The organism is Haladaptatus sp. AB618 (assembly GCF_024136965.1).
GTDB lineage: Archaea > Halobacteriota > Halobacteria > Halobacteriales > Haladaptataceae > Haladaptatus.
In genome coordinates, this window is sequence record NZ_JAMYJX010000001.1 from 865,722 (window position 1) to 890,115 (window position 24,394).

A 24,394-nucleotide genomic window follows, 5' to 3' on the forward strand; every position below is an offset into this window, starting at 1 on the left:
TTATTCGTCCTCCTGGAGCTTCGAGAGCACTTCGTCGAAGTGCTCGGGTAGTTCTGTGGCGTCGAAATCCCCGCTGTACAGCGGGTCGTCCAGCTGTTCAGCGTACTCGGCGATGTGCTCGCCGCGGTTACGCGACCAGTCAGCCATCACGCTTTCGTTGTGGGGGATGTCGAGACCAGCGTCGATTGCACCTTCCTGTACTGCGAACGCCTTACTGCCGGGCGTCGCCGTGTTGAGACCGATGTCGAGCACTGCCTCATCGTAATCAGTGTCGAGTGCGCGTTTGCCGAGCAGATATCCAGTGAGGTACGCGCTGGGGATGTTGCCCGTCGGGGCCTCCCAGCCGTACTCCGCCAGATCGCCGGAGTAAGCACTCGCAACTGTGTTGTCGCCGTCGGGACCCATCGTGACCAGCTGTGCCCTGACATGCTGGTTGCTCTTCCGAGCGACCAGACGTGGCTTACCCGATTTCAGCAGGCGCAACCTTTGATGGTAGTCAGTCCGGACCTCACGGCGGCGGCGCATCGGCACCTTGTATCGTGGTCCAGTTGCCATTGTTAGTAGTTGTTCTCTATGTAGTTCAGCAGGTATTGCACGCTACGGAACTCCCCGCCTTTGGCCTTGTCGTACAGAGCGCGGTACTGCGTCTGCGTGATTTCGCCGTCAGCACGGAGTTCGCGGAGCTTGCGTCGCTGTGCGCGGATTTGGTTCGTCCATTCCTCTTTCGAGTTCTTACGGCCGCCCTTCTTCCCTTTGCGGGTTCCGGGTCCGGTTCGATGTCCGTAAGCGCGTTTCGCGTTGCGCTCACGGGCACGGCCGCGGGAGTTGCTCTTTGCATCCTTCGACTGGATCGACCCGTCGTCGACCAGTTCGCGGATGTCCTCTCGGGTAATCGCGTCAGCGATGGCACCCTGTGCGTCGGGGTCGAACCAAACGCGGTTCTTACCGACGTCGAGGACGTCCGATGCGAGTTTCTTCTGTGCACTCAAGTCACTCATTGTCTACCTCCACTTCGACGTAGGTTGGGTTGAGCACGCGAATGCCGTCGTCCTCGGCGACTTCCTCGATACGCTCGCGTTTGCGAGCGCCGACTTTCGAGGCGATGCGAACCGCTTCGGTGTCGCCGTCCACGCCGTCGAGATCATCGACGTTGTGAACGCGAACCTCGTCGAAGCCGCTCGGGTGCTTGCCCCGAACCGCTTTCGGCGTGCGGTAGCCCGCCTCGACCATGTCGCCTTTGCCCTTGATTCCCCGGCGCTGCTTGCTGAGGTTTCCGCGCGGCTTGCGCCACGACGAGGGCGTGCGCTTTTTCTTGTGGTAGTCCTGTCGATTGAACTGCGGGGTCCCGACACGCTCTCGCTGCTTGAGCAGTCGTGCCTCCTCGTCTTCGAGGTCGGGCGTCTTCTCGGTCAGCCCGCGGGGTTGCAGTTCGGTTTCGACGTCTTCGGCCGGTTCTTCCTCCTCGGCCTCCGATTCCTCTTCTTCGATCTCGGCTTCGGTCTCCTCTTCGACTTCGAGGCTTCCGACGTCCGCCTTGATACGGGCAGCGAGTGCGTTGCCGATTCCGTCGACTTCCGCGAGGTCCGATTGCTCGGCGGCTTTGATGTCCTCGACGGACTCGAAGCCTTCCTCACGGAGCGATTCGGCCTTGCTCTCGCCAACACCGCTGATGTCTTCGATCTGTTCTGGTTCGTCTGCCATCTATCAGGCACCTCCCGTGGACGGCTTCTCGGTAATGTAGACGCCGTCCTGGAACACGCGCGTGTCTTTACCCGACACGCGGGTGAGTTGTTCGATGTCTGCGGCGGTCTGACCGACGTCTTCGATACTTGGGCCGCGCAGGCTCAGTTCCTCGTCGCTGACCTCGACGACGGTGTCCCCGTGGACGTTCGTTCGTCGTGGCGCTTTCTCTCCGAGGAAGTTCTCGATGACGACTTCGTCGCCCTCGGAACGGACCTGCATCGGGAAGTGAGAGTAGAAGACTTCCATCTTGTACTCCCACTCCTCGCTCACGCCGTGGACCATGTTTCGCACGTGGCTCTCGAACGTTCCCACCGTCGCGTTCGTTTTCGCGTCGGTGACGTCGCTCTCGATGACCACTGCGTCGTCTTCGACCGTGACACTGATGTTCGGGTACCAGAGCCGTCGCGTGACGGATCCCTCCGGCCCTTCGATGGTCACGTCGAGGTGGTCTACGTCGGCGGACACCTCGTCCGGAATTTCGATTTCTACTCGTGGCATTGTTAGTAGACGTATGCGATGACCTGGCCACCGATGCCCTCCTCACGGGCTTCGTAGTGGCTCATGACGCCGTGGCTGGTCGTGACGACGAGTGCCCCGTAGTCACGGGCGGGGAGGAACCGTTTCTCCCACTTCTCGAAGTCGTCCTTGCCCACCGAATAGCGGGGCTTGACCGCGCCACATTCGTTGATAGCGCCTTTTAGTTCGACCTCGAACCGACCGGCTTTACCGTCATCGACGAAGTCGAAGCCGTCGATGTACCCGTGGTCGTAGAAGACCTCGAGCACGCTGCCGATCTCGTTCGAAGCGGGCTGTACCGTGTGGGACAGATGACCGACACCTTCGGCGTTGTCCACGCCGGAGAGTGCGTTGCTAAGGGGGTCGTTTCCTGCCATTGTTATCGGTACTTCCTGAATCCCATGTCGCGTGCGATCTCACGGAAGCACTGTCGACACAGATTGATGTCGTACTTGCCGACCAGACCTTGCTTTCGACCACATCGTTGGCACGTTTCCATTTGGCCAGTGCGCTTGGTCGAATGCTCGCCGGTCGCATCGTTTTCACTTTCGCTCATTCATCCACCTCAACGTCGAAGCTGGCCTGGAGGAACGCTAGCGCGTCCTCGGCCGTCAGTCGGTGGTTCGACGGAATCTGGCGGGTGACCTTGTCGCGCTTTGCGACGCGGTAGCCCGGCCGAACGAGGTTGACGGTCACGTCAAGCCCGTAGATTCCGACGTTCGGGTCGTACTCCTGGCTCGGGAACTCGGTGTGCTCGTTGATACCGAAGCTGAAGTTCCCGGTCTCGTCGAACTGCTTCGACGAGAGGCTCACGAGTGGGAGCGCCGTTTCGAGGAAGTCGTGTGCTTCCTCGCCACGGAGCGTCACCTTCGCACCGATCGGGTCGCCCTGACGGATACCGAAATCCGGCAAAGTGGACTTCGCCAACGTGCGGACGCTCTGTTGGTCCGTCACGTTTTCGAGGATCTCCTCGGCGTTGGCGAGTTCGCGACCACCTTCACCGACGCCCATGTGGACGACGACTTTCTCCACTTTCGGCTCTCGCATCTCGTGGAATTCGGCTTCGCTCATTCGTCATCCCCTCCCGTGAAGTTCTCGTCGATGACGACGAGGTACTCCTCGACGGTCTCGAACTCGTTCTCGTCGCCGGAAACGGCGACGGTGTTCGAACCGCTGCCGGGCGTCACCGTGATGTCGGTGACTTCGCCGATCTCGCCAGCGTGCTGCCCGCGAACGGCGGTAACGAGACTACCTTCCTCGTACGGGAAGTGGGCAAGGATTTCCTTGTCCTCCGTCCCGACGACGATGGAGTCCTTCGTGTTGTAGTCCGAATCGGACTCGACACGGAGGTTGCTGCCGTCGTGGAGATTGAGTTGCGTTTCGCCACCGGGGACGTTCGTCTTGTCCTCGATTTTCGCCAGTCGGCCGTTCGCCGCATCCTCGTCGATGGGGGTCAGCGCGAGGCGACCACCCTCGTCGGGGAAGACGCGGTAGTACTCGTCGCGTTCTGGGAACGCGAGGATATCGAACATGCCGATGGGTCGCTGTTCGTCACTCACTGATTGTCCGTTCACGAGTACGGAATCTTGGTTGAGCGCGTAGCGGGCTTCCTTCTTCGAAGCAGTGTAGCCCAGCACGTCCCGCAGGATGATGAGGAGCGGGACACCGTCACGACCGTGCGGGCCGGCGCCGGCCTTCACGGTGAACGTGGCGGTCTTTCGCTCGACCGGCCAAGAGTTCGGAACGGAGAGTCGTTTCTGATGGTTGCTCATTCGGAATCACCTTCCAGACGTGCCTCACGGCGGTCGTCGGACAGGTCGAGGTCTGTCACGCGGACGTTGCTCGCCTCGAGCGGTCGCGCGACATCCTCACCGTCGGCCTTTTCGAGGACGACGTCCTCGACGCGAATGGTCGCCGACTTCAGGTCGACGTCCACGACTTCGCCTTCTTCGCCGGCGAAATCGCCGCGCATGACTTCGACCGTGTCGCCCGCGTTGACGCGGACGCTACGCTGGCCGAACTCCTCTCGGAGGTCGTCGGACAACGGCGCTTTGACCTGTTCGTGCCGCTCGTGGAGCGGTGCGCGTTCGGTCCGGTTTCGCTGTTTGCGTGGTTGTCGAGTCATACTATCATCGTAGCTGTGCTTGCGATACTTCCGAACCGCTCTGCGACTTCCTGCGCGATGGGACCCTTGATCTCGGTCCCTCGCGGTTCTTCCACGTCGTCGATGACGACGGCCGCGTTGTCTTCGAATTTGACACGCGTGCCGTCGGGACGACGGATGGACTTTCGCTGTCGGATGATGACGGCTTCGAGCACCTGACGGCGCATCTCCGGCGTCCCCTTCGTGACGGACACGGTGATCTTGTCACCGATGCCTGCCTTGGGATGGCGGCTCTTCGTGCCGTGGTAGCCGGAAACGCTGATGACCTTGAGCTCGCGTGCGCCGGTGTTGTCGGCACAGTTGAGCAGGGAGCCTTTCTCGACGCCCTGTGTCACGTCAGCCTTCAGTGCTTCCATTATTCGTCACCCTCCTCGGTCAGGTTCTCGACGACGACGTGTGATTTCGTCTTCGAGAGCGGTCGGGTCTCTGCGATACGAACCGTGTCGCCAACTGCGAGCGACATGCATTCCGGCGCGTGGGCCGGAACGCGGGAGCGACGCTTCATCTGCCGATCGTATTTCGGCACTGCAACGTCGTACTCTCGCTCGACGACAACGGTTTTATCCATGTCAGTGGAGGCGACTTCGCCCTCGATGATCTGTCCGCGCACGGAAAGCGTTCCGTGGAACGGGCAGTCATCGTGGGAGCAGGTCTCCTCCGGTTCTGGTACATTCAATCCTAACGCCATTTCGAATTTCCTCCAATTTCGGTACGCAATGCGGGTCGTGAGAGCAAATTCGTGCCATCCACCGTAACGTAAGCCACGCCCTCGCCACCGTCGGAAGTGTTCCGACGTGTCTCCGAGCAAGACTCGGAGAAAAGACCAGACTGACCGGAGCGGACTCCAGCAGTTTCCGACCTCCGTTTGGACGCGGTCCCCGCTTCCTTGACGGAAGCGGCGGCTTCATCTGTGAGTTCGAATTCGAACGTCGTGCCCTGTTTTGGTACCTGCCACGACCGAGACGCGGACTCGACCGTAAGCGTGTTCATCGTCTCGGAAACGACCCGTCCCTCGATCGATTCGAGGGGTGGGTTCGTCGCCGAGGCGACTCGCACGCGGAGACCGGCGAGTTCGTGTTTCGTTATCGTCTCGGGTGTTAGTGGCATGGTTATGAGGTGTGTGCGATTATTCGTCGTCGTCCGACGCGTCGCCTTCCTCTTGCTGAATCGTCTTGATTCGAGCGATGGTTCGACGGAGTTCCTTGATGCGACCCGGATTCTCCGGGGCACCACCGGCCGCTTTGACTGCCTTCGCGTTGAGCAGTTCCGTCTCGAGCTCTTCGAGTTCGGAACCGCGCTCTGCGGGCGTCATGTCGCGGATCTCTTCGGTGTGAAGGATGGCCATTATTCCTCAGCCTCCTCCTCGGCCTCGTCGTCTTCTTGCGATTCGTCACTCGAACTTTCCGAGGAGCCTTGCTCCTCGCCTTCCATCTCTTCGAGGAGTTCCTCGGCTTCGGCTTCGACTTCCTCTTCGAGTTCGTCGAGTTCCTCCTCGACGGACTCGGTTTCGGACTCGTCAGCTTCCGCTTCGGACTCGTCGTCGATGACTTCCTCGACGACTTCCTCTTCGACTTCGGTCTCGCCGGGTTCCGGCGATTCCTCGTCCTCGTCGGCGCGAAGCTCTTCGAGCTCCTCGTCGCTCGGCTCTTCGATGAGGTCCGCGGCCTCGTTGGCCTCGACCGCTTCCGGAACGAGTTCCTCGGGGCTTGCGCCCTCCTCGATCTGGAAGTCGTCGGGGAGGTCCGCTCCCGGCGGGATGATCTTCACGTCGACACCGATGGTGCCGAGTTTCATCACCGCGACGCCTTGACCGTGATCGACGATGGTCTGTGCGGGTTCACCGTTGTGCTTGATGTAGCCTCGGTTGAACTTCTCCACGCGCGAGCGTGCGCCAGTAACCTTGCCGGACAGGACGATCTCGGCGCCGAGTGCACCGGAGTCCATGATTCGGTCGATGGTCGTGTGACCCGCCTTCCGGAAGTACCAACCGCGTTCGAGCGCGTTGGCGAGCCGATCGGCGACGATACGAGCGTTCAGATCCGGTTCGTCGACCTCTTGAACGTCGATCTGCGGGTCGTCGAGGTTGAACCGCTCACCGAGCTCTCGGGTGATCTTCCGGATGTTCTTCCCGCCCTTTCCGATGACCATACCGGGTTTTTCCGCCTTGAGGACGATCTGGGTCCCCATCGGCGTCTTGGCGACATCCATGCCGCCGTACCCTGCGCGGCCGAGTTCTTCCGCGAAGAACTCGTCTATCTGTGACCGCTGTAGGCCGTCCTGAATGAACTGATGTTCGTCTGCCATTAGTTGTCGACCTCCTCAAGGATGAGTTCGACGTCGACCTCGGGCGTGTTCCACGCGCTTGCGCGGCCGAACGCACGGGGTTTTCGACCCTGCACTTCGCCGACCTTGTGGGCGGCGACGTGCTTGATCTTCATCGATTCGCCGTCGAATCCTTGGGCGTCCGCATTGCTCACGACGTTGTCGAGCAGCGTGATGAACGCCTTGCTCGCCTTCTCCGGGTAGCGACCTGCGTCCCAGCCGTCGATGTCCGAACGGTGACCGACGCCGCTGTTGTGCTGCTTAAACGGCACCGATCGCTCTTCGTTCACGACCTGCTGGAGGTACGCTTTCGCGTCCCTGGCGGTTTTGCCCTTGATCTCTCGGGCAATCGCCTTGCTGTGCTTGTGGCTCATGTGCTGATCCCGAAGCATCCCCTTGGCGGTGGTGTCCGGGTCGGCATCGATGCTGTAGCTGATTCCCATGGTTTATTTGAGTGGTACGAACTTCGAGGAACGGGTCGCACCGATTCCCGCCTGTCCGTGTTCGACCGATGTGCGGGTCAGCTGGAACTCGCCGAGATAGTGGCCCAACATTTCCGGCTCGATTCGCACGCGCTCGAAGTCGCTGCCGTTGTAGACGGCGAACGTCTTGTTCACGAACGATGGGAGCACGGGCATGTCGCGCAGGTGCGTCCGAATCGGGCTGTTCGCCGATTCTTCCTCGGTTTTGTCCTGGGCCTTGTCGAGCAGTTTCTCCTGTTCGACGGTCAACCCGCGAAGGATGCTTCGCCGCATTCGTGCGGGCAACAGTTCCGCGACTTCCTCAAGACTCATGTCCTGCAGTTCGTCGAGGTCGTAGCCGCGATAGGTGAACTCACCCTCGCGTCCTGTTCGGTATTCGTTTCCGCTCATTTGTTACCTCCACGTCCAGTTCGCTTGGACGCGATGTCCCCGACCTTTCGTCCCGGCGGAGCGTCTCGGGAGACACTCTTCGGGCGTCCGGGGTGCTGGCGGCCACCGCCACCGAACGGGTGGTCGACGGCGTTCATCGCCACACCACGCACGTTCGGCCACTTCGTACCGCGAGCCTTCATTTTGTGATATTTGTTACCGGCTTTGACCATCGGTTTCTCCGTCCGTCCGCCACCGGCGACGACGCCGATGGTGGCACGGCACTGGGGCGAGAGTCGTCGGACTTCGCCGCTCGGGAGTTCCACGACAGCAGCCTCTCGGTCGTGCGTGATGAGGTTCGCCCCGACGCCGGATGCGCGGGCGAACTTGCCGCCGTCACCGGGCTGACGCTCGACGTTGCACACCGGAACCCCTTCCGGGATTTCGGCGAGCGGGAGCGTGTTGCCCGGCTTGATTTCGGCGGAAACGCCGACCTGAATCTCTTCGCCAACGCCGACGCCTTCGGGTGCGAGGACGAGTCGCTGGTCGCCGTCCTCGAACTCGATGGCCGCGACGGGTGCACTACGGGCGGGGTCGTGTTCGATACCGACCACCGTTCCGGTGACCAAGTCGCCGTCTTCGGCGTTCTTGTGGCTCAGTTCTGCTTTGTATCGGTGCGACGGTGCGCGGAAGGTCGGTCCACCACGTCCACGTCGCTGTCCCTGAATCCTTCGTCCCATTATCAGAACACCCCGATTCGGGAGGCGACGTCCTGTGCGTCGTCGTCGTCCGACAACGAGACGGTCGCCTTCTTCTTCCCTTTCATGGTGACTTGGGTGTTGATCTTCTCGATGGTGACATCGTAGCGGTCCTCGATTTCGTCGCGGATTTCGGGTTTTGTCGCGTCGAGCGACACGATGAACTGGAGCTTGTTCTCGAAGTCCATCTCGTTCATCGCTTTCTCCGTAACCCACGGGTATTCGACGATGCTCATCGGTCAGCCACCTCTTCAAGTGCGCTTTCGGTCCAGACGGTCAGTCGTCCTGCCTGCGTACCGGGGGCGAGGTCTTCCGTGTTGACCTCGCGCGCCGTCGCAACGTCGGCACCGGCGAGGTTTCGCGCTGCGCGCGACGGCTCCTCACTGGTGACGAAGAGGATCGACTTGGGCGTCTTGTACTTGCGGCCACGGGTCGTCCCACGGCCGGCGCGAACCTTCTTGTTGTCCTCCGCGCGTGCGATGTCGGCGTCGATGCCGACGGCTTCGAGGAAGGAAACGACCTCCTGAGTCTTCACGAGGTCTTCGAAGTCGTCGCTCACGACGAGGGGGAGTTCCGTGTCCTCGTCGAAGCGGTGTCCGCGCTCCGAGACGCGTTCGGCGTCCGTCGTCGCCGCGATGGCGCTTCGGACGGCCAATTTACGCTCCTTCTTGTTGATCGAGCGGGAGCGGTCCTTCTCCGCTTTCGGCGGGTGTGCGACACGACCGCCCACGGTGAATGGAACGCGAGCACCTCGTCCGTTCGTCTGCGGGACGTGGGCCATACCGCGGCCACTGCCCGGCGACTCGGCGGAGGTACGCATCCCGGCGTGGGGGTCGGTACCGTAGTCCTGTTTCCGGTTTGCCTGTGCGGCGAGCACTGCTCGCTTGATGAGGTCGGTGCGGACGGTCGTTTCGAACACGTCCGGCAGGTCGACCGTATCAGCGTCCTCGCCATTCAGGTTACGTACTGTTGCCTGCATGGGTTATCCCTGGTTGGACTCCGTACTTACGTAGCGCACCTCGGGGTCGAGGCGCGGTTGGTCGGTCGGTCGAACGGCAGGGCGGAAGCGCACGAGGCGCTTGTTCGGGCCCGGCACCGAACCCTTGATGAGCGCGTACGGACCATCGACCTCGCCGTAGTTGACGAAGCCACCGTCGACGGAGGCTTCATCGTCGTCGCCGAGGGAGATGAGACGCTTGTTGAGTTCGGTACGCTGGTGGTAGCCCATCTGACCCAGCTGCGGAACCGTCGAGCGAACGCGCGACGGATTCCACGGGCCGAGGTTACCGATGCGGCGTCTCCAGCCTTGGCGGGCGTGTTTGCCCTTCCGCTTCTGGACGCCCCATCGCTTGACGGGACCCTGCGTTCCTTTTCCTTTCGTGACGCCGCTGGTGTCGAGGTACTCGCCTGCGCGGAACACGTCAGTGATGTCGTGTTCCCCGCCGTCTTCGAGTAGTTCGAGGGCGAAATCGGCGCGCTCGTCGAGGGAGCCGCCGCCGATCCGCGTTTCCATGACGTCCGGTCGTTTCTTCGGTACGTTCTTGAGGTCGCTGGGAACGGTGTGTGTGATGACCCGGAGGTCAGCCACGTCGCCTGCCTCGATGGCCGCGCGGAGGTCCTCCTCCGCGGCGTCGGCGTCGTGGTTCTCCGGAACGTTGAGCGTGCGGCCGAGTTCGTCGTGGAACTCGGTACCCCACACTTCCGTCAGTGGTTTCTTCCCATACGGCGTGTCTTCGTAGGCTCGAAGAGCGACGGCGCGCATTGGGGGCGTCTCGACGATGGTGACCGGTACGGTCTCCTCCATCCCTTCGCGGGGGGAGTTTGCCTCGTCGTTGACCATCACCACATGGGTCATTCCAGCCTTGTAACCCGCGAATCCCTGCAGCGACGGCTGACCGTCACTGTCGGGCCACGAGTTGAAGCGCGGAACTTCGCTCGTCGCGCGCTTTCGGGGGCCGAAGCCCAGCGAACCTTTGCGTGGTCTGCTTGTTTCTGGCATCGTATCACTCGATGTTGAGGGTAAGGCAGCCGAGGGAGGCGAACATCGCTTCTTCAGTTCGCACGACCCCGCTGCCTTGGTTTGGAACCGTATTTAGCCAGAGGTCGAACCGGGCTAGGACGCCGGATTCGACCGTGGAGATTCCTTCGGGTTCTACCCCGAACATCTCCGGCAGTCCTCGACCCGGCGAACCAAAGGCGACGGTCATTCCGTCGCGGTTGGTTCGTCTGACGACTTCGTCGAGTCGTCGAACGGAGAGTGGTTCTCCGTGACGCGACGTGCCGATTGTGACACCGGCGTCGTCGCGGTCGAGGGCCGCCGAGAGGTCCGTGCGCGTCACTGTGAGACCCGGAATGGGGTCATCCACGAGCTTCGCACGGACCGGTCTTCTCGAAGAGATCCTGACGGTAACGCGTTCCCCCTCGGCGACCGTCATGGAAGACGGTACGACGAGTGAGATCGGGTGTTGCAGTCCGCAATTGACCCGAACGCGCCCTTCAGGTCCGACCTCGGTCACGATTCCCTGTCTTAACGACCCCGAACCCTCCGATTCGGAGCCGGTCTGTGATGGGGCGCGGAGCGGCGGTAGGACGCCCACGTACTCCAATTCGTCCCGCCTCCCGAATGCCTCCTTTCGGAGGTAGGGCGGTGTGGCGGCGTACTTGAGCACGGTTTCGACGAATCCACCTCCCCACTTGTTCTCGCCTTCCACGTCGTGGAAGACGGTCAAGCGGTCCGCCCGGAATACGGTCGCCGCGCGGGCGACGTAGCCGATCTTACGAGTTGCCTCGCGTTTGTCTTCGGCTTCCCGGACGAGGGACGATGGTACGAGTAGGTTGACGCTCATACCGTTACGCTTCGACGCCTCATCACTAGACTGTAGCGAAGTTTTCGTACTGACGGTTAAAAGAGTGCCGCTTCGGATTCAGCCGCGTGACGTATTCACACGCCCGGTATCCTCGAAATTACGAGAAAAAGAGTGAGTGAATAGTTCACGGGGAGAGTCCGAACTCGCAAGTCTTATACTGTAGTCGGGAATACGAAAGAGTGCAAGCAGCACTGCGCTGGTAGTGTAGTGGTATCACGTGACCTTGCCATGGTCACAACCTGGGTTCAAATCCCAGCCAGCGCATTTCTATCGGGAGCAAACCGTCGAGCACCGCGTGTAGCGCGTGCTCGCCATGGCGTGAGCGATGAAATCGTAGCTGGTGATTTGAATCCTGCGAGTCGCAAGCCCGGAAGCGCAACGACCGAAGGGAAGTGAGCATCCCGGACCGTCTTGCTCTGGTTCAAATCCCAGCCAGCGCACTTCTCTTCGAACCCAAATCCGCGAGCGACTGCGTTCGGTCGTCGTTCATGTTCTCGTTCCAGATTTCAGTCTCAGTTCCGGACTTCACGATTTTAGTCTTGTTTCGCGCGTGGGCGCGCGAAGCGCCATCACACAGTACGGATCATCACACAGTACGGATCAGTCGTGTATCCTGTAGTGATGTTGACCGTCTCACCTCGCTTGCGTAATGCATTTATACCCACGCGTGGCAAGGTTATAATGTCGCAACACGCGACGAACGAAACGCGCTGGTAGTGTAGTGGTATCACGTGACCTTGCCATGGTCACAACCTGGGTTCAAATCCCAGCCAGCGCATTTTTCGAACTCACGACGACGAGCACTGCGTAGCGTGTGCTCGCCACAGTGCGAACGATGAAATCGTAGATAGCGTCACTTTATCCGAACCGGTCACATCTCCCACCAACCGTTTTCTACCATCGAGTTGTACGGACTCGCATGCAGGGGCTACGGTGGGTGCAGATGACGGACGAAGAGCGAAACGAATTCCTCGGCAACGGCGGAACGGGTGTCATCTCGTTTTCGACATCCCCCTCTGAACCGCCGTTCTCGTTGCCGATTTCGTACGGGTACTACGCGGACACGGGGAGTCTCTACTTCCGATTCGCGTTTCCGCCGGACAGCGGCAAGGAGGCGTTGCTCGACGACCCGATTTCGTTCGTCACGTACGAGAAGACGGACGAGGGGTATCGGAGCGTCGTCGCGAGTGGCCATCTGGAGGAGGTGGACGACCTGCCGTACGATTCGGCCGTCGCCCAACGCATGTGGGAGGTGGATATTCCGCTGGTTGACGTCTTCGAACAACCGCCCGACGATGTGACGTTCCGTCACTTCCATCTCGACCCCGACCGGTTGACGGGGCGGAAGGAAGTCGGTTCGCAGGAGTGACACGGTCCAACGGTCACGAAACTGCCCGAAATACTCTTGGTCGAATCCGTCCTTCTGAGTAGCGAGGTGGGGAGTATGAGTGACACACAAGACAAACCGACAGCGAGGATGTTTTTCACACAGAACGATATTCCGGACGACGAACGCGAGGCGCTCGTCGAACTGCTGAACGAGACGCTCGCGAATACGACCGACTTGTTGACCCAGACGAAGTACGCCCACTGGAACGTCAAGGGGCCGAACTTCTATCAGCTACACCTGCTGTTCGACGAGTTGGCCGACGTGTTGTTCGAACACGAGGACGGTATCGCGGAGCGGACGACCGCCCTCGGCGGTGAGGCCCGAGGGACGGTTCGAATGGCGGCGACGAACTCCCATATCCCGGAGATACGAACGGACGCCGTCACCGGCTTGGAGTACGTCGAAGCGCTGGCGAACAACCTCGCGCTTCACGCCTCGAACCTCCGGAGCGGCATCGATACCGCGGAATCCCTCTCCGACAAGGACACGGCCGACCTGTTCACCGAGCAGTCCCGCGAAGTGGACCAGTACCTCTGGTTCCTCGAAGCGCACCTGCAACGGGAACCGATCCAGTCCGTGCCGGGGAACGGAGAGCGAGAGAGCGCACCACCACGAAGGCCCGAAGCGCCGAACTCGGAAACGCCGCATCACGAACCGCGCCGTTACGAACAGGGTTCGACGCCGACACGATAGCCGCGCTCGTCGTTTTTTCTCGTTTTTCGCGGTCGTTCCGAATCTGATCAGTCGACCCATACGTTCAGGGGACTCGCTTCCGATGATCCAGCTATGACAGTGATTGCTCTGCTGTCGGTCGCACCGGTTATCGAGGGAAGTATGGCGAGCGAAGTCGCGAAGGCGGTCGAAGCCTTGGACGATTTCGACGTGTCCTACGAAACGAACCCCATGGGAACCGTCATCGAGGCCGATTCGGCCGCCGAGCTTTTCGACGCGGCGCGGGCCGCTCACGAGGCCGTCGACGGCGACCGTGTCAGCACAGTCCTCAAAATCGACGACAAGCGGACGCGGGAGCAACGCGCACAGGAAAAAGTCGATGCCGTCGAAACCGAATTGGGACGAGCGGCGAGACGCGATCGGTGAGGTCCTCGGAACAGGGCTCCCCGACCCCCGAACGTTCAAATACGGAAACGGACCCATTCCGTGATGGCCGACATCGTGAACGTACCCGTCGGCCTTGCCACCATGAATTGCCAGAACTGTGGACACTCCGATTCGTTCGTTTTGCTGTTCGACCTCGCCGCCCGCGTAACGGGCGCGGAAAACACGCCGCTCGACTGGTCGTTCTGTGTCCAGTGTCCCGAATGCGGGAGTACGGACGTCGAGGGTGATCCGACGCGACTGTTCACCCGGCTTTAGGACTCGATGACTCCCTCGTAAATTTCGTCGTAAATAGCCTCGTTTGCGCTCGTCGTCTCGTCGGTCCACGTGACGAACGTCGTGCCGGTTTCCGCCGCGATGGTCGCGAATCGAGCTTCGAGGTGGGCGACACGACGCTCGTGCCAGCAGTTGACGAGCCCCGAGTGATAGCGCAGCCAAAACCCCTCGAAGTCCCGCTTGGAGAGCAACTGCTTCACGTGTTCGATGGCGTCCGGAACGGTTCGCGTGTCGAATCGTGTTCGTACTCGCCCGCTGCTCGTCGGAGTCGTTACGTACAACGGCAGGTAGGTGTGTTTCCATTCGTGCATGGCGATAGCGCCCGCATCGAACGTTGCGACGGAATCGAAGTCATCGAGCGGCGCGCGCCGACCGCGGACGAGAACGCTCACGGCATCGGAATCGTGTACTCGGCGGACCATCGCCAGTGTCGAAATAGTCATTTGTGACTATCTAGTCGAAATAGCTAAGAATCCATAACAATACCGATTGCCTTAGGGGGAGTAGATGACTGAGCAGATACTCGGCACGACGACGGTGACACAGCGGTGGCGAATCAGTCTCATCAAGGCGGTTCGTGAGGAGTTCGAGGAAGCAGGTGTGGAGGTAGAGGAGGGTGACCGACTCGTGTTCAAGAAACGCGACGGGCAGATTGTCGTCGAACCAGCGTGAAAACCGTCACCGAACTGTTCTAACACCCACCGGCAGCCCCGGGGGAGAAACCAAAACATTACTTCCTTCGCTTCGAGGGTTCGGGTATGCCCCTTCGGAAACCGCCGTTGCGCGACCGACACGACGAGCGGGGCGCGACGTTTACCGAATTTGGCGGCTGGGACATGCCTGTCGAGTTCGATTCGATAACGAAAGAACATGAAAGCGTCCGGCAATCCGTCGGCATCTTCGACGTCTCTCACATGGGTGAGATAGAGGTCAGTGGACCCGATGCCGAGCGCCTCATGCAACGCTTGACGACCAACGACGTGACCCTGTTGTCGCCGGGTGACTCCCAGTATGCGATGATAACCGACGAGGACGGTATCATCATGGACGACACCGTCGTCTATCGCCTCCCGGAGGACGACGATGCGGAGTTCCTGTTCATCCCGAACGCCGGTCACGACGAGCAGATGCACGACCGCTGGAAACGGTTCCGCAACGAGTGGGACTTCGACGCGGAAATCCGTAACGCGACCGACGATTACGCGATGTACGCGGTCCAAGGGCCGGATGCGGCCGATGCGGTCATCGGTGCCGTCGACGACGACACCGCCGAATCCGTGGCCGACCTCTCGAAGTTCGAGGCGACCTACGCCACCGTCGAGGGCGTTCGGTGCTGGATAGCCCGCACCGGTTACACGGGCGAGGATGGCTTCGAACTGATCCTTCCGTCGGACGAGGCCGAGACGGTCTGGGACGCGTTCGACTGTCAGCCCTGTGGGCTCGGCGCGCGCGACACGCTCCGAACCGAGATGGGATTCCTCCTCTCCGGGCAGGACTTCGATTACGAGAACGACCCCCGAAACCCGTACGAAGCCAAAGTAAGTTTCACGGTGAAACTCGATACCGAGTTCGTGGGACGTGACGCGCTCGAACGAGTGAAGGAGGAAGGGGTCGAGGAGACGTTCGTCGGCTTCCGACTCGTGGATAGAGGCGTCCCCCGGCACGGTTACGACATCACCAGCACCGAGGACACCATCATCGGGACGGTCACGAGCGGGACGATGAGCCCGACGCTCGGGGAACCGATCGGATTGGGTTACGTTCCGACCGACTACGCCGACCCCGGAACCGTCATCCGGGTGATGGTGCGTGGACAGTCGAAGAAAGCAAAGATTGAGAGCACACCGTTTCTGAAAGACAAATAATGAGCTTCGAAGTACCAGAAGACCGCAAATATCTCGAATCGCACGAATGGGTAGCAGCAACCGACGGAACCGGCCGAATCGGCATCACCGACTTCGCACAGGACGAACTGGGCGACGTCGTCTTCGTCGAACTCCCGTCCGAAGGTGACGAACTCGAACAGGAGGGCGACCTCGGCGTCGTCGAGAGCATCAAAGCGGTTTCCGACCTCTACTCGCCCGTTTCGGGTACCGTCACCGACGTGAACGAGGAGTTGGAGAACGCGCCCGAACTCGTCAACGACGACCCGTTCGGCGACGGATGGATGCTCGAAGTCGAACTGGACGACGAGAGCGAACTCGACGACCTGCTGTCCGCGGACGAGTACCGCGAGCAGATCGAGTAACGACGGCACCACACGTTCTCACCGTTTTCGTCCGACAGTAGCGACGGCACCGGTCACGACGAGTAGCACTGATGAGTGCTGCAGTGTGCAATGCGGACGTATACCGCAGATATTTGCTCTGTCGTGCATACTTTTCCGCTTCTTTCCGCTCCCAGTCGTGATGAGTATACAAGCTCGTGCAATGTGGGCGTCGGCTTTCCTCTCATATTAAAAGGGTGGACTCCCTAGCCCGACTCAATGACCGGAGGCAACGCGAGTGCGGGCAGCCCGTACGCACCGCACACGGCCGAGGAGACCGCAGCGATGCTCGACGCGGTGGGGGTCGAAAGCGAGGAGGAACTTTTCGACATCCCCGACCCCGTCCGCTTCGACGGCGAGTTCGGCATCCAACAGCGTACAGAGCAGGCGACACGCCGGGAACTACAACGAATCCTCGGCGAGAACCGAAACCTGACGGAGTTCTTGGGACGCGGCCACTACAGCCACTACGTTCCCTCGTTGGTCGATCACCTCGCGGATCGGTCGGAGTTTCTGACCTCCTACACGCAGTACCAACCGGAAATCACGCAGGGGTTCCTGCAAGCGTTGTTCGAATACCAGTCGATGCTGGTCGAGCTAACCGGCCTCGGAATCGTCAACGCCTCGATGTACGACCACGCGACGGCGTTGGCCGAATCGGCACTGCTCGCCGCTCGTCTCCGGAAGACGAGCGGCAACCGCGTCCTCGTTCCCGACTCCCTGCTCCCCGAGCGAAGGAGCGTCCTCGAAAACTACACCGACGGGCCGGGCCTCGTCGTGGACGAATACGGGACCGACGACGCGAACGTGGACGTGGATTCGCTCGCCGAGGCCGTCGACGAGGACACCGTGCTCGTCTACGCGGAGAACCCGACGACGCGCGGGACCATCGAGGAGAACCTCACGGCAATCGGCGACATCGCACACGAGAACGATGCCCTGTTCTGTCTCGGCACCGACCCAGTGGCGCTCGCGCTGTTGCAGGAACCCGCCGCCGTCGGTGCGGACGTCGTCGTCGGCGACGCCGCGACGCTCGGCCTGCCGACGAGTTACGGGATGGGTCTCGGACTGTTCGCCACGCGCGAGGAGTTCGTCCGGCAGGTGCCGGGCCGACTCATCGGCATCAGTGAAGACGGCGATGATAACCGCGCTTACACCCTCACGCTCCAGACGCGCGAACAGCACATCCGCCGGGAGCGTGCGACCTCCAACATCTGCACGAACCAGGCGTGGGTCGCGCTGCGAACCGCTATGCACATCGCGTATCTGGGTTCGTCCGGACTGATCGAACTGGCCGAGAAATGCGTCACGCTGGCCGACGACCTCGCCGGACGACTGGACGACATCAACGGCGTCCAAGCACCGGTCAACGACCGCCACCACTTCCGCGAGTTCGTCGTCCGCACCGACCAACCCGCACCCCCGATCGTCGCAGATTTGGAGGAACGCGGCTTCGCGGTCCACGAAGTGGGAGAACACGAGATTCAGGTGTGTGTGACCGACGTGAACGAACACGCCATCGGTGAGTTCGTCACGCTGTTCGAGGAGGTGGCAAACTAATGAACTACACGCAAGCGAAGTGGGAACACGACGAGGAGGACCTGTACGAACCGCTCCTGTCCGAAAAGGACGGCAACGAGGTCGAAATCGAATCCTCGCTCCCCGACGAGTTGACCCGCGATAGCCTCGACCTGCCCGAACTGTCCGAACCCGAGTTGGCCCGCCACTACACCCGACTGTCCCAGATGAACTACGGCATCGACAGCGGCCCGTACCCGCTCGGTTCCTGTACGATGAAGTACAACCCGAAGTTCACCGAGGACGTGGCGGCGCTCCCCGGCGCGAGTGTCCACCCCGACCGCTCCGAGGACAGCGTGCAGGGAACCCTCGAACTGCTCTACGGTCTCCAGGACTACCTCGCCCGGATCGGTGGGATGGACGCGGTCAGCCTCCAACCCCCCGCAGGTGCGGCGGGTGAATTCACCGGCATTCTCGTGGCGAAGGCCTTCCACGAGGCGAACGGCGAGGGCGACCAGCGCACGGAAATCATCGTCCCGGACAGCGCCCACGGTACCAACCCGGCGAGCGCGGCGCTCGGCGGCTACGACGTGGTCGAACTCCCGAGCGCGGACGACGGCCGCGTCGATATCGAGGCACTCGAAGCCGCGACCGGCGACAGCACCGCGCTGTTCATGCTCACCAACCCGAACACGCTCGGCCTGTTCGAGCGCGACATCGAACAAATCGCCGAAATCGTCCACGGCGCGGGCGGCCTGCTCTACTACGACGGCGCGAACCTGAACGCGCTCCTCGGCCGTGCCCGTCCGGGCGACATGGGTTTCGACATCATGCACTACAACGTCCACAAGACGTTCGCTACCCCGCACGGCGGCGGCGGTCCCGGTGCCGGTCCTATCGGCGTCGGCGAGAAGTTGGCCGAATTCCTGCCCGCCCCGCGGGTGCGGGAGCGCGAGGCGCAAAGCGCCTCGGAACGAGCGAGCGGCGAGACGCCGCGAGCAACTGAATCTGGATACGAACGGTTCGACCCCGAACACACCATCGGCAAGGTCCACGGCTTCACGGGTAACTGGCTCGTGCTGGTCAAAGCCTACGCCTACATCGCCCGACTCGGCGACGAAGGATTGAGCGACGCGAGCGCGAAGGCCGTCCTCAACGCGAACTATCTCGGGTCGCAGATCGAGTACGAGGTGCCGTTCTCGCCGTTCCACCACGAGTTCGTCGCCAGTGCGGGCGATCAGGACGCCGCCGACGTGGCGAAACGCATGCTCGATTACGGCGTTCACCCGCCGACGACGAAGTGGCCCGAAATCGTCTCCGAGGCGCTGATGACCGAACCGACGGAAATCGAGAACCGGGAAACGTTGGACGAACTCGCCGAGGCGTTCAACGCCGTCGCCCGGGAGGACGACGAGGTCCTCGCAGCGGCACCCCGGAAGACGACTGCAAAGCGAATCGATCAAGCGAGCGCCGCGCGGAACCTGCGGCTCTCGTGGCAGGCGCTGGACGAGTAGGTCGGTTCGACGGGACGTAGTTTGCCGTTTTCGCAAGGAGGGACGTGGTTTCCGACGACTGTGGTTGCTATCAGATCACAAGATATATGATTTCATTATTCCTTCACTGATGAGTGAAACGAATCCTGAAACCCCTCAGTTTAGTCCTCCTCTTGCTTCTCGCGGGTTGTAACGGTGCGACGTTCGGTTCGACGTCGACCACGGGAACGCAAACCGCCTCGACGACGTCCCCCGTGGCCACTGGATCCACGGTTCGGACGGCGACAGGCCAAACGACCTCGATGACGACGGACCGAACGACGACGCCCACGACGAAACCCTGTACCGTCACGAACGAATCGAGCGACGGTGCGGCGTGGGTCGTCAAGCCGACGATGGACGGCACCAAAGTGATGCTCATGACCCAGTGGAACAGGAGCGCCACCGTCACGAAACTCGATGCGACGCTGGATGGAAAGCGGCTGTTTCGGGCGTATCCGGAACGCGACGCTCCGAACGCGACCGGATGGGGCCGCTACGTTGGGACCGTCCCGTTCGCGGGACAACTCGGGGTCGAACTGTACGACAACGGAACGCAAGTCGGCCGATACAACGCGTCCGTAGTCTGTGAACGATAGGGCGGACTGATCCGTTCGATTTCGTGGGACGGCTTCGAGAGAGCTATGTGGCGTTGTTTTGCCCGAGCAGGATGGCTTCGACTTTATGGAGATGCTCGTGGAGCGTCGATGTGGAGATATCCAACTCGTCCGCTAACTCTCCGGCCGACGCTTTCCTCGGATAGTCGTAGTATCCACGTTCGCGGGCGAGTTGAAACACTTCCAGTTGGCGTTTCGTGAGTCGATCCACCGGGAGGCTATTCACGGTCGTCTGCCGACTCGCCTGCTTCATTCCCCTGATATCGATTTCCGCATCCATCTCCTCACGAACTTCGTCGAACTTCACCTGAACCGTCCGTCGGTCGTGGTTCGTCACGAGGGTCCAGTACTCCCTCCCGTCACGGATGTCTATCGGGCCGCTACACACGAACCCTCGCGACGTCAACGGTTGACTGATCTGTTTTCTCCCATCGTGAACGACCAGGAGTTCACGTATCGCGTTTCCCGGCCGTTGAACAGTCGTTCGCTGGAACATCGGGGCCATCTCGGAAATCGAATGTATCTGGTCCATCCCGGAAATGGCTTCGAGTGCGTCCGTAATCGTCTCCCGTTCGTCCGCGTAAATCGTAAAGAGTGTCGAAACCTCGTCCCCGGTCGCATAGATTCCGTACCCGAGAAATCCCACGTCGAATCGATCCGTGATTTGGATCTCCCAGCAGTCGGGATACCAGAGATCGATCGATACACGAAGTGCTTCGTCAGGGTTCTCGGGTACGGTCATCCGTCGTTTTCCTCCCGTGATCGATAGTCCCCGGTCGGAATAATCCCTCCGTGTCGAAGCGTCTCAGTCACCGTGTCGTTCGAACACCGCATCGGCAAGCGTGTTCTTGTGGCCTTCGTTCGGGCCACCTGCGATGGTGAGGAGTTTCGCGTCGCGGAGATACCGCTCGACGTGATGTTCGGTCGTGTATCCGACGCCGCCGTGGAGTTGGATCGCATCGTTCGCGTTGTCCACCGCGGCCTGTGTCGCGTTGATTTTCGCCATGCTGAACTCCCGAGATACGTCGAGGCCGCGGTCAGCACGGTCGGCCGCCCGGAGCGTGAGCAACCGTGCGGTATCGACGCGTTCGGCCATTCTTCCGACCTCCCACCGTACTCCCTGAAAATCACCGATGTGCTGTCCGTACTGCTCCCTGGACTTCGTGTACGATACCGTGTCTTCGAGGGCCGCACGGGCGATACCGACACCGCGGGCGGGAACGTTCACGCCGGTCCGGATTCGACCGCGCTGAACATACCCGTCACCTTCCGCTCCGACGAGTCGGTCGGCAGGAACGCGGACATCCGAGAGCGAGACGCGCGGGGATTTGACGCTGTTCGCACCGAGCGTTTCCCACACCGTCTCGATCTCGAACTCCTCGGTCGGAACGAGGAACGCGCTGATGTCGTGCGGTGCGTCCTCGTCGGACCCGGTTTTGGCGTACGTGAGCACGTAGTCGGCGTCGAGGAAGTTCGTCACCCACTGTTTGTGGCCGTCGAGGACCCACTCGTCCCCTCGTCGTTCGGCCGTGGTTTCCATCTCCAGCTTGTTGCTGCCCGCGTTCGCCTCGCTCAGCCCGAGCGCGCCGACCGTTTCGAACGTCGCCATTTCCGGAAGGAACGTTTCGCGTTGCTCATCGGTCCCGAACCGCTCGATGACCGTTGCGACGCCGAGATGAAGCCCGAGGGTACTGGCCACCGACATGAGCGCCGCCGAAAGCTCCTCGACGACCAAAGCGAGTTCGACGAACCCTTCGCCACGCCCTCCGTATTCTTCGGGAAGCGTCAACCCGGTCAATCGTCGAGCACCGAGTTCGTCGAGTATTTCGGCCGGGTATTCCCCACGTCTGTCCAACCCTTTTGCCGTCGGTTTGATCTCGTTTTCCGCGAACTCACGAACGTCCGCCCGAAGCGAGCATTGGTCTTCCGTTAACTCGAATCGCATATACGAATGGACGGCACGTCGGTGGATTAAGTACAGGACCGGCTATAGCAGGTTCACCAGTATCGGATCGGGTATTTCGGCTGGAACTACGGTCACGCGATGGACGTGCCACCGAGAGCACCTCGCGAGAAGGCGACCGCTGCCACGACGGTATCCGCAACGAGACCGTCTCATCGCGTACGGAGACGACCACGGTCAGAATTCCCCCACCACAGACGACGATTGTGGCGGTGGTGTTCACGCTCGGAAAGTCGTAGATGGTGTTCGCGCTCGGAGATCCATATTTGCTATAGCGATATCGGATTTACCGAGCCGAATCGACGATCGAACGATAGTCGAGAGAAACGTCGTCACTCGCCGTCAAACACTGTAAAATACGAAAATCGAGATTTCTACTTACGCCGACGCCGAATCGATGTCGCCGTCGATTCGCACCAGCGCGTAGTCACACTCCGAGCAGTGCCACTTGGTTTTCTCGCCGAGGTGCAGGTTCGTGCTCGCACAGCGCCAGAACGTCTGTTCGCTTCCACACTCGGGACACTCGTGTTGGATTTCGAGGCTCATACTCGGTATCGGTTATTGGCGAAGTTTAAGATGCTGGTTTCTCCTCACGCTTCGCCCCGTTCGAGATGCAGCGCGTCGAAGAATCGATGCAGCACGCGGCGCGAGGCGAACTCCACGAGATCGTCGTCGTCGGCATCCGCGTCGGCGAACAGACCGAGCGGAATCTGTGCCCCGGCCATGTCTGCGTGTCCACCTGCGCTTCCGACGTCGCCGAACGCCTGTTGGAGGACGTTTCCCGCGTGGACGCGGGGGTCGATGGACCGCGCGCTCATCTCGACCGATCCGTTGACGACGCCGAAGACGAGTACCGTATCCACGCCTTCGACGTTCAGCAGGTAGTCGGCGGCCTGTGCGAGCGCATCCCGTTCCGAGGTCCGACCGGCCGACGTGGCGAGGGTCGCCCCGCGCTGGACGCGGTTGCGAATTGCTTCGCCGATGGCATCCACGGTTGCCGGAGAGAACGCCGCACCGTAGAGCTCTTCGAGCAGTTCGAGGTCGGCGTGCCGACAGACGTACAGCGCGGCCTCGTACTCGTGCGGCGTGGGGTTGCGAATGAAGTCGATTCGCTCGCGGTGGAGGGCGAACAACAGCGCGGATCCCAGTTGAACGTTCGCCTCGATGTCGAGGTCGCGCAGATATTCGACGAGGATGCTCGCCGTCGCGCCGTAATCCTCCCGCAAGTCCACGAATTCGGCTTCCGGATTCTCCGTGGCGTGGTGGTCGATGACGATGTCCGGCTTCACGGCATCGAGTTCCGTATGTCCTGCCGGTGTGGAATGGTCCACGAATGCGACGCGCTCGAACTCCTCGGGGTCGAACGTATCGAGGTGGTCCAACTGAACGTGGAGCAGGTTGACGAAGGCCCGATTTTGCTGATGCGAAATCGCCCCTCCGTAGAAGAGTTCCACGTCCTCGACACCGTTCGACTCGGCGATGACCGAAAGCGCGAGCGCGCTTGCGATGCAGTCCGGGTCGGGGTTGTCGTGGCAGACGACCGCGAGCGAGTCGACCCCCGCGAGGTACTCGACTAACTCCTGGGCGCGGGTCATGATAGCTGTTCGACGCGAGACAGTATCAAACCGTGGCTGGGAATCCGGTACGCTCACGAGAAATAAACTGCATATCACGATACAAAATTTGTTGGGCGGGGACGACCGGACGCGGAGGTCATCTCAAATCTCCGTGTTCTGGGCGTACTCGGTCAAAACTCACGTATCGGTGTTCTGGGCGTACTCGGTCATGACGCGACGTTCGATACGTTGGAGACGGTCACCGATCGTTCCCGGAGTGACACCGAGGCGGTCCGCGAGGGCGCGCTGGGTCGTCTCTTTCGGTACCTCGTAGTACCCTTCTCGGATTGCTAGATCGAGTAAGTCGGCTTGCGTATCGGTCAACACGGCTGTCGATTCGCTTTTCGATTCGAGATGTCCGATTCGAGTGACTGAAGCATCGACCAAATCCGGGACGTCATCGATCGCACGCTGAATGTTGCCGTTCGTTCCGATGACCGTGAACCTGATTTCGGGTCCGCGGTCCGTCAAGCGGTGTTCGACCGGCCAATCGAGGACGATTTTGTTGCGGTAGAGGATGCTGAGCAGGTCGTCGATCGGCCCATCGCTCCGGTAATGAGCGTAGATGACGCCGCGTTCGTCGGTGCCCGCGATGTCGTACTGGAGTACTTCGTCGCTCGACTCCAGCAGTTCCTCAGCAACCGAAAGATCGCCGCTGATGTCTGTTAGACCGAAGTATTCCCCGTCCGCGACCGGACTCATGTACCGCATGGAATCGATCGAGATGGCCGATGAGCGGTTGAATCGATCGAATACCGGGATGGATATCTCACGAGAGAGCACGAGTGTGGCATATCGAAACGTTTCGGAGGCCATAGCGTGAAACGGTATCGATGTTATAAATGGTTCTAGCATGTTAGAATAAGTCCTCAATAGAGT

General features: G+C 60.9%; 37 protein-coding genes and 2 tRNA genes. 12 read left to right on the forward strand and 27 right to left on the reverse strand.

What is annotated here, in order from left to right; genetic code table 11:
• Genes NKF26_RS04570 through NKF26_RS04670 form a run of 21 tightly spaced genes read right to left on the reverse strand, consistent with a single transcriptional unit; the run spans position 1 to position 11,200 of the window.
• On the reverse strand, positions 1-555 hold the full coding sequence (locus NKF26_RS04570; RefSeq protein WP_253225556.1) for a 50S ribosomal protein L18: 555 nt from the start codon (positions 553-555) through the stop codon (positions 1-3).
• A gap of 2 nt (positions 556-557) precedes the next feature.
• Positions 558-998, reverse strand: a complete 441-nt coding sequence (locus tag NKF26_RS04575; RefSeq protein ID WP_253225557.1) for a 50S ribosomal protein L19e — start codon at positions 996-998, stop codon at positions 558-560.
• Positions 991-1,701 (reverse strand): 50S ribosomal protein L32e, encoded by a 711-nt coding sequence (locus NKF26_RS04580; protein ID WP_253225558.1) that lies wholly within the window; start codon positions 1,699-1,701, stop codon positions 991-993. The genes NKF26_RS04575 and NKF26_RS04580 overlap by 8 nt, the downstream gene beginning before the upstream one ends.
• 3 nt (positions 1,702-1,704) lie before the next feature.
• Positions 1,705-2,241: a 50S ribosomal protein L6 gene (locus NKF26_RS04585; RefSeq protein ID WP_066141849.1), complete on the reverse strand. Its 537-nt coding sequence runs from the start codon at positions 2,239-2,241 to the stop codon at positions 1,705-1,707.
• A gap of 2 nt (positions 2,242-2,243) precedes the next feature.
• Positions 2,244-2,636 (reverse strand): 30S ribosomal protein S8, encoded by a 393-nt coding sequence (locus NKF26_RS04590; RefSeq protein WP_066141852.1) that lies wholly within the window; start codon positions 2,634-2,636, stop codon positions 2,244-2,246.
• A gap of 2 nt (positions 2,637-2,638) precedes the next feature.
• Entirely contained in the window at positions 2,639-2,815 is a 177-nt protein-coding gene (locus NKF26_RS04595) for a 30S ribosomal protein S14 (protein WP_066141855.1), read from the reverse strand.
• Positions 2,812-3,330, reverse strand: a complete 519-nt coding sequence (locus tag NKF26_RS04600; RefSeq protein WP_253225559.1) for a 50S ribosomal protein L5 — start codon at positions 3,328-3,330, stop codon at positions 2,812-2,814. The genes NKF26_RS04595 and NKF26_RS04600 overlap by 4 nt, the downstream gene beginning before the upstream one ends.
• Positions 3,327-4,031: a 30S ribosomal protein S4e gene (locus NKF26_RS04605; protein ID WP_253225560.1), complete on the reverse strand. Its 705-nt coding sequence runs from the start codon at positions 4,029-4,031 to the stop codon at positions 3,327-3,329. The genes NKF26_RS04600 and NKF26_RS04605 overlap by 4 nt, the downstream gene beginning before the upstream one ends.
• The gene (rplX, locus tag NKF26_RS04610) at positions 4,028-4,384 is read right to left on the reverse strand and encodes a 50S ribosomal protein L24 (protein ID WP_253225561.1); all 357 of its coding nucleotides are present in this window, start codon (positions 4,382-4,384) and stop codon (positions 4,028-4,030) included. Before rplX ends, NKF26_RS04605 begins: the two co-directional genes overlap by 4 nt.
• Positions 4,381-4,779 (reverse strand): 50S ribosomal protein L14, encoded by a 399-nt coding sequence (locus tag NKF26_RS04615; RefSeq protein WP_049969849.1) that lies wholly within the window; start codon positions 4,777-4,779, stop codon positions 4,381-4,383. The genes rplX and NKF26_RS04615 overlap by 4 nt, the downstream gene beginning before the upstream one ends.
• Complete coding sequence (locus tag NKF26_RS04620) at positions 4,779-5,111, reverse strand: 30S ribosomal protein S17 (RefSeq protein WP_253225562.1); 333 nt, start codon at positions 5,109-5,111, stop codon at positions 4,779-4,781. The genes NKF26_RS04615 and NKF26_RS04620 overlap by 1 nt, the downstream gene beginning before the upstream one ends.
• Entirely contained in the window at positions 5,102-5,530 is a 429-nt protein-coding gene (locus NKF26_RS04625) for a ribonuclease P protein component 1 (protein ID WP_253234036.1), read from the reverse strand. The genes NKF26_RS04620 and NKF26_RS04625 overlap by 10 nt, the downstream gene beginning before the upstream one ends.
• 19 nt (positions 5,531-5,549) lie before the next feature.
• The gene (gene rpmC, locus NKF26_RS04630) at positions 5,550-5,768 is read right to left on the reverse strand and encodes a 50S ribosomal protein L29 (RefSeq protein WP_253225563.1); all 219 of its coding nucleotides are present in this window, start codon (positions 5,766-5,768) and stop codon (positions 5,550-5,552) included.
• Positions 5,768-6,727 (reverse strand): 30S ribosomal protein S3, encoded by a 960-nt coding sequence (locus NKF26_RS04635; protein WP_253225564.1) that lies wholly within the window; start codon positions 6,725-6,727, stop codon positions 5,768-5,770. The genes rpmC and NKF26_RS04635 overlap by 1 nt, the downstream gene beginning before the upstream one ends.
• Positions 6,727-7,188, reverse strand: a complete 462-nt coding sequence (locus NKF26_RS04640) for a 50S ribosomal protein L22 (RefSeq protein WP_253225565.1) — start codon at positions 7,186-7,188, stop codon at positions 6,727-6,729. The genes NKF26_RS04635 and NKF26_RS04640 overlap by 1 nt, the downstream gene beginning before the upstream one ends.
• 3 nt (positions 7,189-7,191) lie before the next feature.
• Positions 7,192-7,617 carry a 30S ribosomal protein S19 gene (locus NKF26_RS04645; RefSeq protein ID WP_066141882.1) on the reverse strand — a complete coding sequence of 142 codons (426 nt, stop codon included), beginning with the start codon at positions 7,615-7,617 and terminating at the stop codon, positions 7,192-7,194.
• Entirely contained in the window at positions 7,614-8,336 is a 723-nt protein-coding gene (locus NKF26_RS04650) for a 50S ribosomal protein L2 (protein WP_253225566.1), read from the reverse strand. Before NKF26_RS04650 ends, NKF26_RS04645 begins: the two co-directional genes overlap by 4 nt.
• A 2-nt stretch (positions 8,337-8,338) precedes the next feature.
• Positions 8,339-8,590 (reverse strand): 50S ribosomal protein L23, encoded by a 252-nt coding sequence (locus tag NKF26_RS04655; protein ID WP_253225567.1) that lies wholly within the window; start codon positions 8,588-8,590, stop codon positions 8,339-8,341.
• A complete protein-coding gene (gene rpl4p, locus NKF26_RS04660) occupies positions 8,587-9,333 on the reverse strand; it encodes a 50S ribosomal protein L4 (protein ID WP_253225568.1) in 747 nt (248 codons plus the stop codon). Before rpl4p ends, NKF26_RS04655 begins: the two co-directional genes overlap by 4 nt.
• Before the next feature lie 3 nt (positions 9,334-9,336).
• Positions 9,337-10,353: a 50S ribosomal protein L3 gene (locus NKF26_RS04665; RefSeq protein WP_253225569.1), complete on the reverse strand. Its 1,017-nt coding sequence runs from the start codon at positions 10,351-10,353 to the stop codon at positions 9,337-9,339.
• Between the two features lie 4 nt (positions 10,354-10,357).
• Positions 10,358-11,200 (reverse strand): RNA methyltransferase, encoded by an 843-nt coding sequence (locus NKF26_RS04670; protein ID WP_253225570.1) that lies wholly within the window; start codon positions 11,198-11,200, stop codon positions 10,358-10,360.
• A gap of 214 nt (positions 11,201-11,414) precedes the next feature.
• Between NKF26_RS04670 and NKF26_RS04675 the strand changes: the two genes are divergently transcribed.
• The 6 genes from NKF26_RS04675 to NKF26_RS04700 all read left to right on the forward strand — a co-directional run bounded on the left by NKF26_RS04675 (position 11,415) and on the right by NKF26_RS04700 (position 13,985).
• Positions 11,415-11,485, forward strand: a tRNA-Gly gene (locus tag NKF26_RS04675).
• Positions 11,486-11,928: 443 nt separating this feature from the next.
• Positions 11,929-11,999: transfer RNA gene (locus NKF26_RS04680), tRNA-Gly, on the forward strand.
• 141 nt (positions 12,000-12,140) lie between these two features.
• The gene (locus NKF26_RS04685) at positions 12,141-12,590 is read left to right on the forward strand and encodes a pyridoxamine 5'-phosphate oxidase family protein (protein WP_253227080.1); all 450 of its coding nucleotides are present in this window, start codon (positions 12,141-12,143) and stop codon (positions 12,588-12,590) included.
• 75 nt (positions 12,591-12,665) lie between these two features.
• Positions 12,666-13,304, forward strand: coding sequence for a DNA starvation/stationary phase protection protein Dps (gene dps / locus NKF26_RS04690; protein ID WP_253227081.1), 639 nt, complete (start codon positions 12,666-12,668; stop codon positions 13,302-13,304).
• A 93-nt stretch (positions 13,305-13,397) separates the two neighbouring features.
• Positions 13,398-13,709, forward strand: a complete 312-nt coding sequence (locus tag NKF26_RS04695; protein ID WP_253227082.1) for an MTH1187 family thiamine-binding protein — start codon at positions 13,398-13,400, stop codon at positions 13,707-13,709.
• A gap of 63 nt (positions 13,710-13,772) precedes the next feature.
• Positions 13,773-13,985: a hypothetical protein gene (locus NKF26_RS04700; RefSeq protein ID WP_253227083.1), complete on the forward strand. Its 213-nt coding sequence runs from the start codon at positions 13,773-13,775 to the stop codon at positions 13,983-13,985.
• On the opposite strand, the gene NKF26_RS04705 is transcribed toward NKF26_RS04700, so the two are convergent.
• Positions 13,982-14,446, reverse strand: coding sequence for a hypothetical protein (locus NKF26_RS04705; protein WP_253227084.1), 465 nt, complete (start codon positions 14,444-14,446; stop codon positions 13,982-13,984). The two genes, NKF26_RS04700 and NKF26_RS04705, sit on opposite strands and share 4 nt — an antisense overlap.
• Positions 14,447-14,510: 64 nt before the next feature.
• Between NKF26_RS04705 and NKF26_RS04710 the strand changes: the two genes are divergently transcribed.
• From NKF26_RS04710 to NKF26_RS04735, 6 genes are all read left to right on the forward strand, one after another.
• Entirely contained in the window at positions 14,511-14,675 is a 165-nt protein-coding gene (locus tag NKF26_RS04710) for a hypothetical protein (RefSeq protein WP_190303723.1), read from the forward strand.
• A gap of 86 nt (positions 14,676-14,761) precedes the next feature.
• Positions 14,762-15,868 (forward strand): glycine cleavage system aminomethyltransferase GcvT, encoded by a 1,107-nt coding sequence (gene gcvT, locus NKF26_RS04715; RefSeq protein WP_253227085.1) that lies wholly within the window; start codon positions 14,762-14,764, stop codon positions 15,866-15,868.
• The gene (gene gcvH / locus NKF26_RS04720) at positions 15,868-16,251 is read left to right on the forward strand and encodes a glycine cleavage system protein GcvH (protein WP_253227086.1); all 384 of its coding nucleotides are present in this window, start codon (positions 15,868-15,870) and stop codon (positions 16,249-16,251) included. Before gcvT ends, gcvH begins: the two co-directional genes overlap by 1 nt.
• A gap of 237 nt (positions 16,252-16,488) precedes the next feature.
• Positions 16,489-17,829 (forward strand): aminomethyl-transferring glycine dehydrogenase subunit GcvPA, encoded by a 1,341-nt coding sequence (gene gcvPA / locus NKF26_RS04725; RefSeq protein ID WP_253227087.1) that lies wholly within the window; start codon positions 16,489-16,491, stop codon positions 17,827-17,829.
• Positions 17,829-19,301: an aminomethyl-transferring glycine dehydrogenase subunit GcvPB gene (gcvPB, locus tag NKF26_RS04730; protein WP_253227088.1), complete on the forward strand. Its 1,473-nt coding sequence runs from the start codon at positions 17,829-17,831 to the stop codon at positions 19,299-19,301. Before gcvPA ends, gcvPB begins: the two co-directional genes overlap by 1 nt.
• A gap of 113 nt (positions 19,302-19,414) precedes the next feature.
• Positions 19,415-19,918 (forward strand): hypothetical protein, encoded by a 504-nt coding sequence (locus NKF26_RS04735; protein ID WP_253227089.1) that lies wholly within the window; start codon positions 19,415-19,417, stop codon positions 19,916-19,918.
• Positions 19,919-19,961: 43 nt separating this feature from the next.
• Here the strand turns inward: NKF26_RS04735 and NKF26_RS04740 are convergent, their stop codons facing one another.
• The 5 genes from NKF26_RS04740 to NKF26_RS04760 all read right to left on the reverse strand — a co-directional run bounded on the left by NKF26_RS04740 (position 19,962) and on the right by NKF26_RS04760 (position 24,217).
• Positions 19,962-20,678: a helix-turn-helix domain-containing protein gene (locus NKF26_RS04740; RefSeq protein WP_253227090.1), complete on the reverse strand. Its 717-nt coding sequence runs from the start codon at positions 20,676-20,678 to the stop codon at positions 19,962-19,964.
• Between the two features lie 63 nt (positions 20,679-20,741).
• Positions 20,742-21,881, reverse strand: a complete 1,140-nt coding sequence (locus tag NKF26_RS04745) for an acyl-CoA dehydrogenase family protein (RefSeq protein WP_253227091.1) — start codon at positions 21,879-21,881, stop codon at positions 20,742-20,744.
• 396 nt (positions 21,882-22,277) lie between these two features.
• Entirely contained in the window at positions 22,278-22,445 is a 168-nt protein-coding gene (locus tag NKF26_RS04750) for a hypothetical protein (RefSeq protein ID WP_190303724.1), read from the reverse strand.
• A gap of 44 nt (positions 22,446-22,489) precedes the next feature.
• Positions 22,490-23,494, reverse strand: coding sequence for a bifunctional oligoribonuclease/PAP phosphatase NrnA (locus NKF26_RS04755; RefSeq protein ID WP_253227092.1), 1,005 nt, complete (start codon positions 23,492-23,494; stop codon positions 22,490-22,492).
• 159 nt (positions 23,495-23,653) lie between these two features.
• Positions 23,654-24,217, reverse strand: a complete 564-nt coding sequence (locus NKF26_RS04760) for a helix-turn-helix domain-containing protein (protein WP_253227093.1) — start codon at positions 24,215-24,217, stop codon at positions 23,654-23,656.
• Between the last annotated feature and the right edge of the window lie 177 nt (positions 24,218-24,394).

Coding starts and splice junctions, on each gene's coding strand:
- NKF26_RS04570 (WP_253225556.1), bottom strand. CDS start 555: ATGGCAACTGGACCACGATACAAGGTGCCGATGCGCCGCCGCCGTGAG.
- NKF26_RS04575 (WP_253225557.1), bottom strand. CDS start 998: ATGAGTGACTTGAGTGCACAGAAGAAACTCGCATCGGACGTCCTCGAC.
- NKF26_RS04580 (WP_253225558.1), bottom strand. CDS start 1,701: ATGGCAGACGAACCAGAACAGATCGAAGACATCAGCGGTGTTGGCGAG.
- NKF26_RS04585 (WP_066141849.1), bottom strand. CDS start 2,241: ATGCCACGAGTAGAAATCGAAATTCCGGACGAGGTGTCCGCCGACGTA.
- NKF26_RS04590 (WP_066141852.1), bottom strand. CDS start 2,636: ATGGCAGGAAACGACCCCCTTAGCAACGCACTCTCCGGCGTGGACAAC.
- NKF26_RS04595 (WP_066141855.1), bottom strand. CDS start 2,815: ATGAGCGAAAGTGAAAACGATGCGACCGGCGAGCATTCGACCAAGCGC.
- NKF26_RS04600 (WP_253225559.1), bottom strand. CDS start 3,330: ATGAGCGAAGCCGAATTCCACGAGATGCGAGAGCCGAAAGTGGAGAAA.
- NKF26_RS04605 (WP_253225560.1), bottom strand. CDS start 4,031: ATGAGCAACCATCAGAAACGACTCTCCGTTCCGAACTCTTGGCCGGTC.
- rplX (WP_253225561.1), bottom strand. CDS start 4,384: ATGACTCGACAACCACGCAAACAGCGAAACCGGACCGAACGCGCACCG.
- NKF26_RS04615 (WP_049969849.1), bottom strand. CDS start 4,779: ATGGAAGCACTGAAGGCTGACGTGACACAGGGCGTCGAGAAAGGCTCC.
- NKF26_RS04620 (WP_253225562.1), bottom strand. CDS start 5,111: ATGGCGTTAGGATTGAATGTACCAGAACCGGAGGAGACCTGCTCCCAC.
- NKF26_RS04625 (WP_253234036.1), bottom strand. CDS start 5,530: ATGCCACTAACACCCGAGACGATAACGAAACACGAACTCGCCGGTCTC.
- rpmC (WP_253225563.1), bottom strand. CDS start 5,768: ATGGCCATCCTTCACACCGAAGAGATCCGCGACATGACGCCCGCAGAG.
- NKF26_RS04635 (WP_253225564.1), bottom strand. CDS start 6,727: ATGGCAGACGAACATCAGTTCATTCAGGACGGCCTACAGCGGTCACAG.
- NKF26_RS04640 (WP_253225565.1), bottom strand. CDS start 7,188: ATGGGAATCAGCTACAGCATCGATGCCGACCCGGACACCACCGCCAAG.
- NKF26_RS04645 (WP_066141882.1), bottom strand. CDS start 7,617: ATGAGCGGAAACGAATACCGAACAGGACGCGAGGGTGAGTTCACCTAT.
- NKF26_RS04650 (WP_253225566.1), bottom strand. CDS start 8,336: ATGGGACGAAGGATTCAGGGACAGCGACGTGGACGTGGTGGACCGACC.
- NKF26_RS04655 (WP_253225567.1), bottom strand. CDS start 8,590: ATGAGCATCGTCGAATACCCGTGGGTTACGGAGAAAGCGATGAACGAG.
- rpl4p (WP_253225568.1), bottom strand. CDS start 9,333: ATGCAGGCAACAGTACGTAACCTGAATGGCGAGGACGCTGATACGGTC.
- NKF26_RS04665 (WP_253225569.1), bottom strand. CDS start 10,353: ATGCCAGAAACAAGCAGACCACGCAAAGGTTCGCTGGGCTTCGGCCCC.
- NKF26_RS04670 (WP_253225570.1), bottom strand. CDS start 11,200: ATGAGCGTCAACCTACTCGTACCATCGTCCCTCGTCCGGGAAGCCGAA.
- NKF26_RS04685 (WP_253227080.1), top strand. CDS start 12,141: ATGCAGGGGCTACGGTGGGTGCAGATGACGGACGAAGAGCGAAACGAA.
- dps (WP_253227081.1), top strand. CDS start 12,666: ATGAGTGACACACAAGACAAACCGACAGCGAGGATGTTTTTCACACAG.
- NKF26_RS04695 (WP_253227082.1), top strand. CDS start 13,398: ATGACAGTGATTGCTCTGCTGTCGGTCGCACCGGTTATCGAGGGAAGT.
- NKF26_RS04700 (WP_253227083.1), top strand. CDS start 13,773: ATGGCCGACATCGTGAACGTACCCGTCGGCCTTGCCACCATGAATTGC.
- NKF26_RS04705 (WP_253227084.1), bottom strand. CDS start 14,446: ATGACTATTTCGACACTGGCGATGGTCCGCCGAGTACACGATTCCGAT.
- NKF26_RS04710 (WP_190303723.1), top strand. CDS start 14,511: ATGACTGAGCAGATACTCGGCACGACGACGGTGACACAGCGGTGGCGA.
- gcvT (WP_253227085.1), top strand. CDS start 14,762: ATGCCCCTTCGGAAACCGCCGTTGCGCGACCGACACGACGAGCGGGGC.
- gcvH (WP_253227086.1), top strand. CDS start 15,868: ATGAGCTTCGAAGTACCAGAAGACCGCAAATATCTCGAATCGCACGAA.
- gcvPA (WP_253227087.1), top strand. CDS start 16,489: ATGACCGGAGGCAACGCGAGTGCGGGCAGCCCGTACGCACCGCACACG.
- gcvPB (WP_253227088.1), top strand. CDS start 17,829: ATGAACTACACGCAAGCGAAGTGGGAACACGACGAGGAGGACCTGTAC.
- NKF26_RS04740 (WP_253227090.1), bottom strand. CDS start 20,678: ATGACCGTACCCGAGAACCCTGACGAAGCACTTCGTGTATCGATCGAT.
- NKF26_RS04745 (WP_253227091.1), bottom strand. CDS start 21,881: ATGCGATTCGAGTTAACGGAAGACCAATGCTCGCTTCGGGCGGACGTT.
- NKF26_RS04750 (WP_190303724.1), bottom strand. CDS start 22,445: ATGAGCCTCGAAATCCAACACGAGTGTCCCGAGTGTGGAAGCGAACAG.
- NKF26_RS04755 (WP_253227092.1), bottom strand. CDS start 23,494: ATGACCCGCGCCCAGGAGTTAGTCGAGTACCTCGCGGGGGTCGACTCG.
- NKF26_RS04760 (WP_253227093.1), bottom strand. CDS start 24,217: ATGAGTCCGGTCGCGGACGGGGAATACTTCGGTCTAACAGACATCAGC.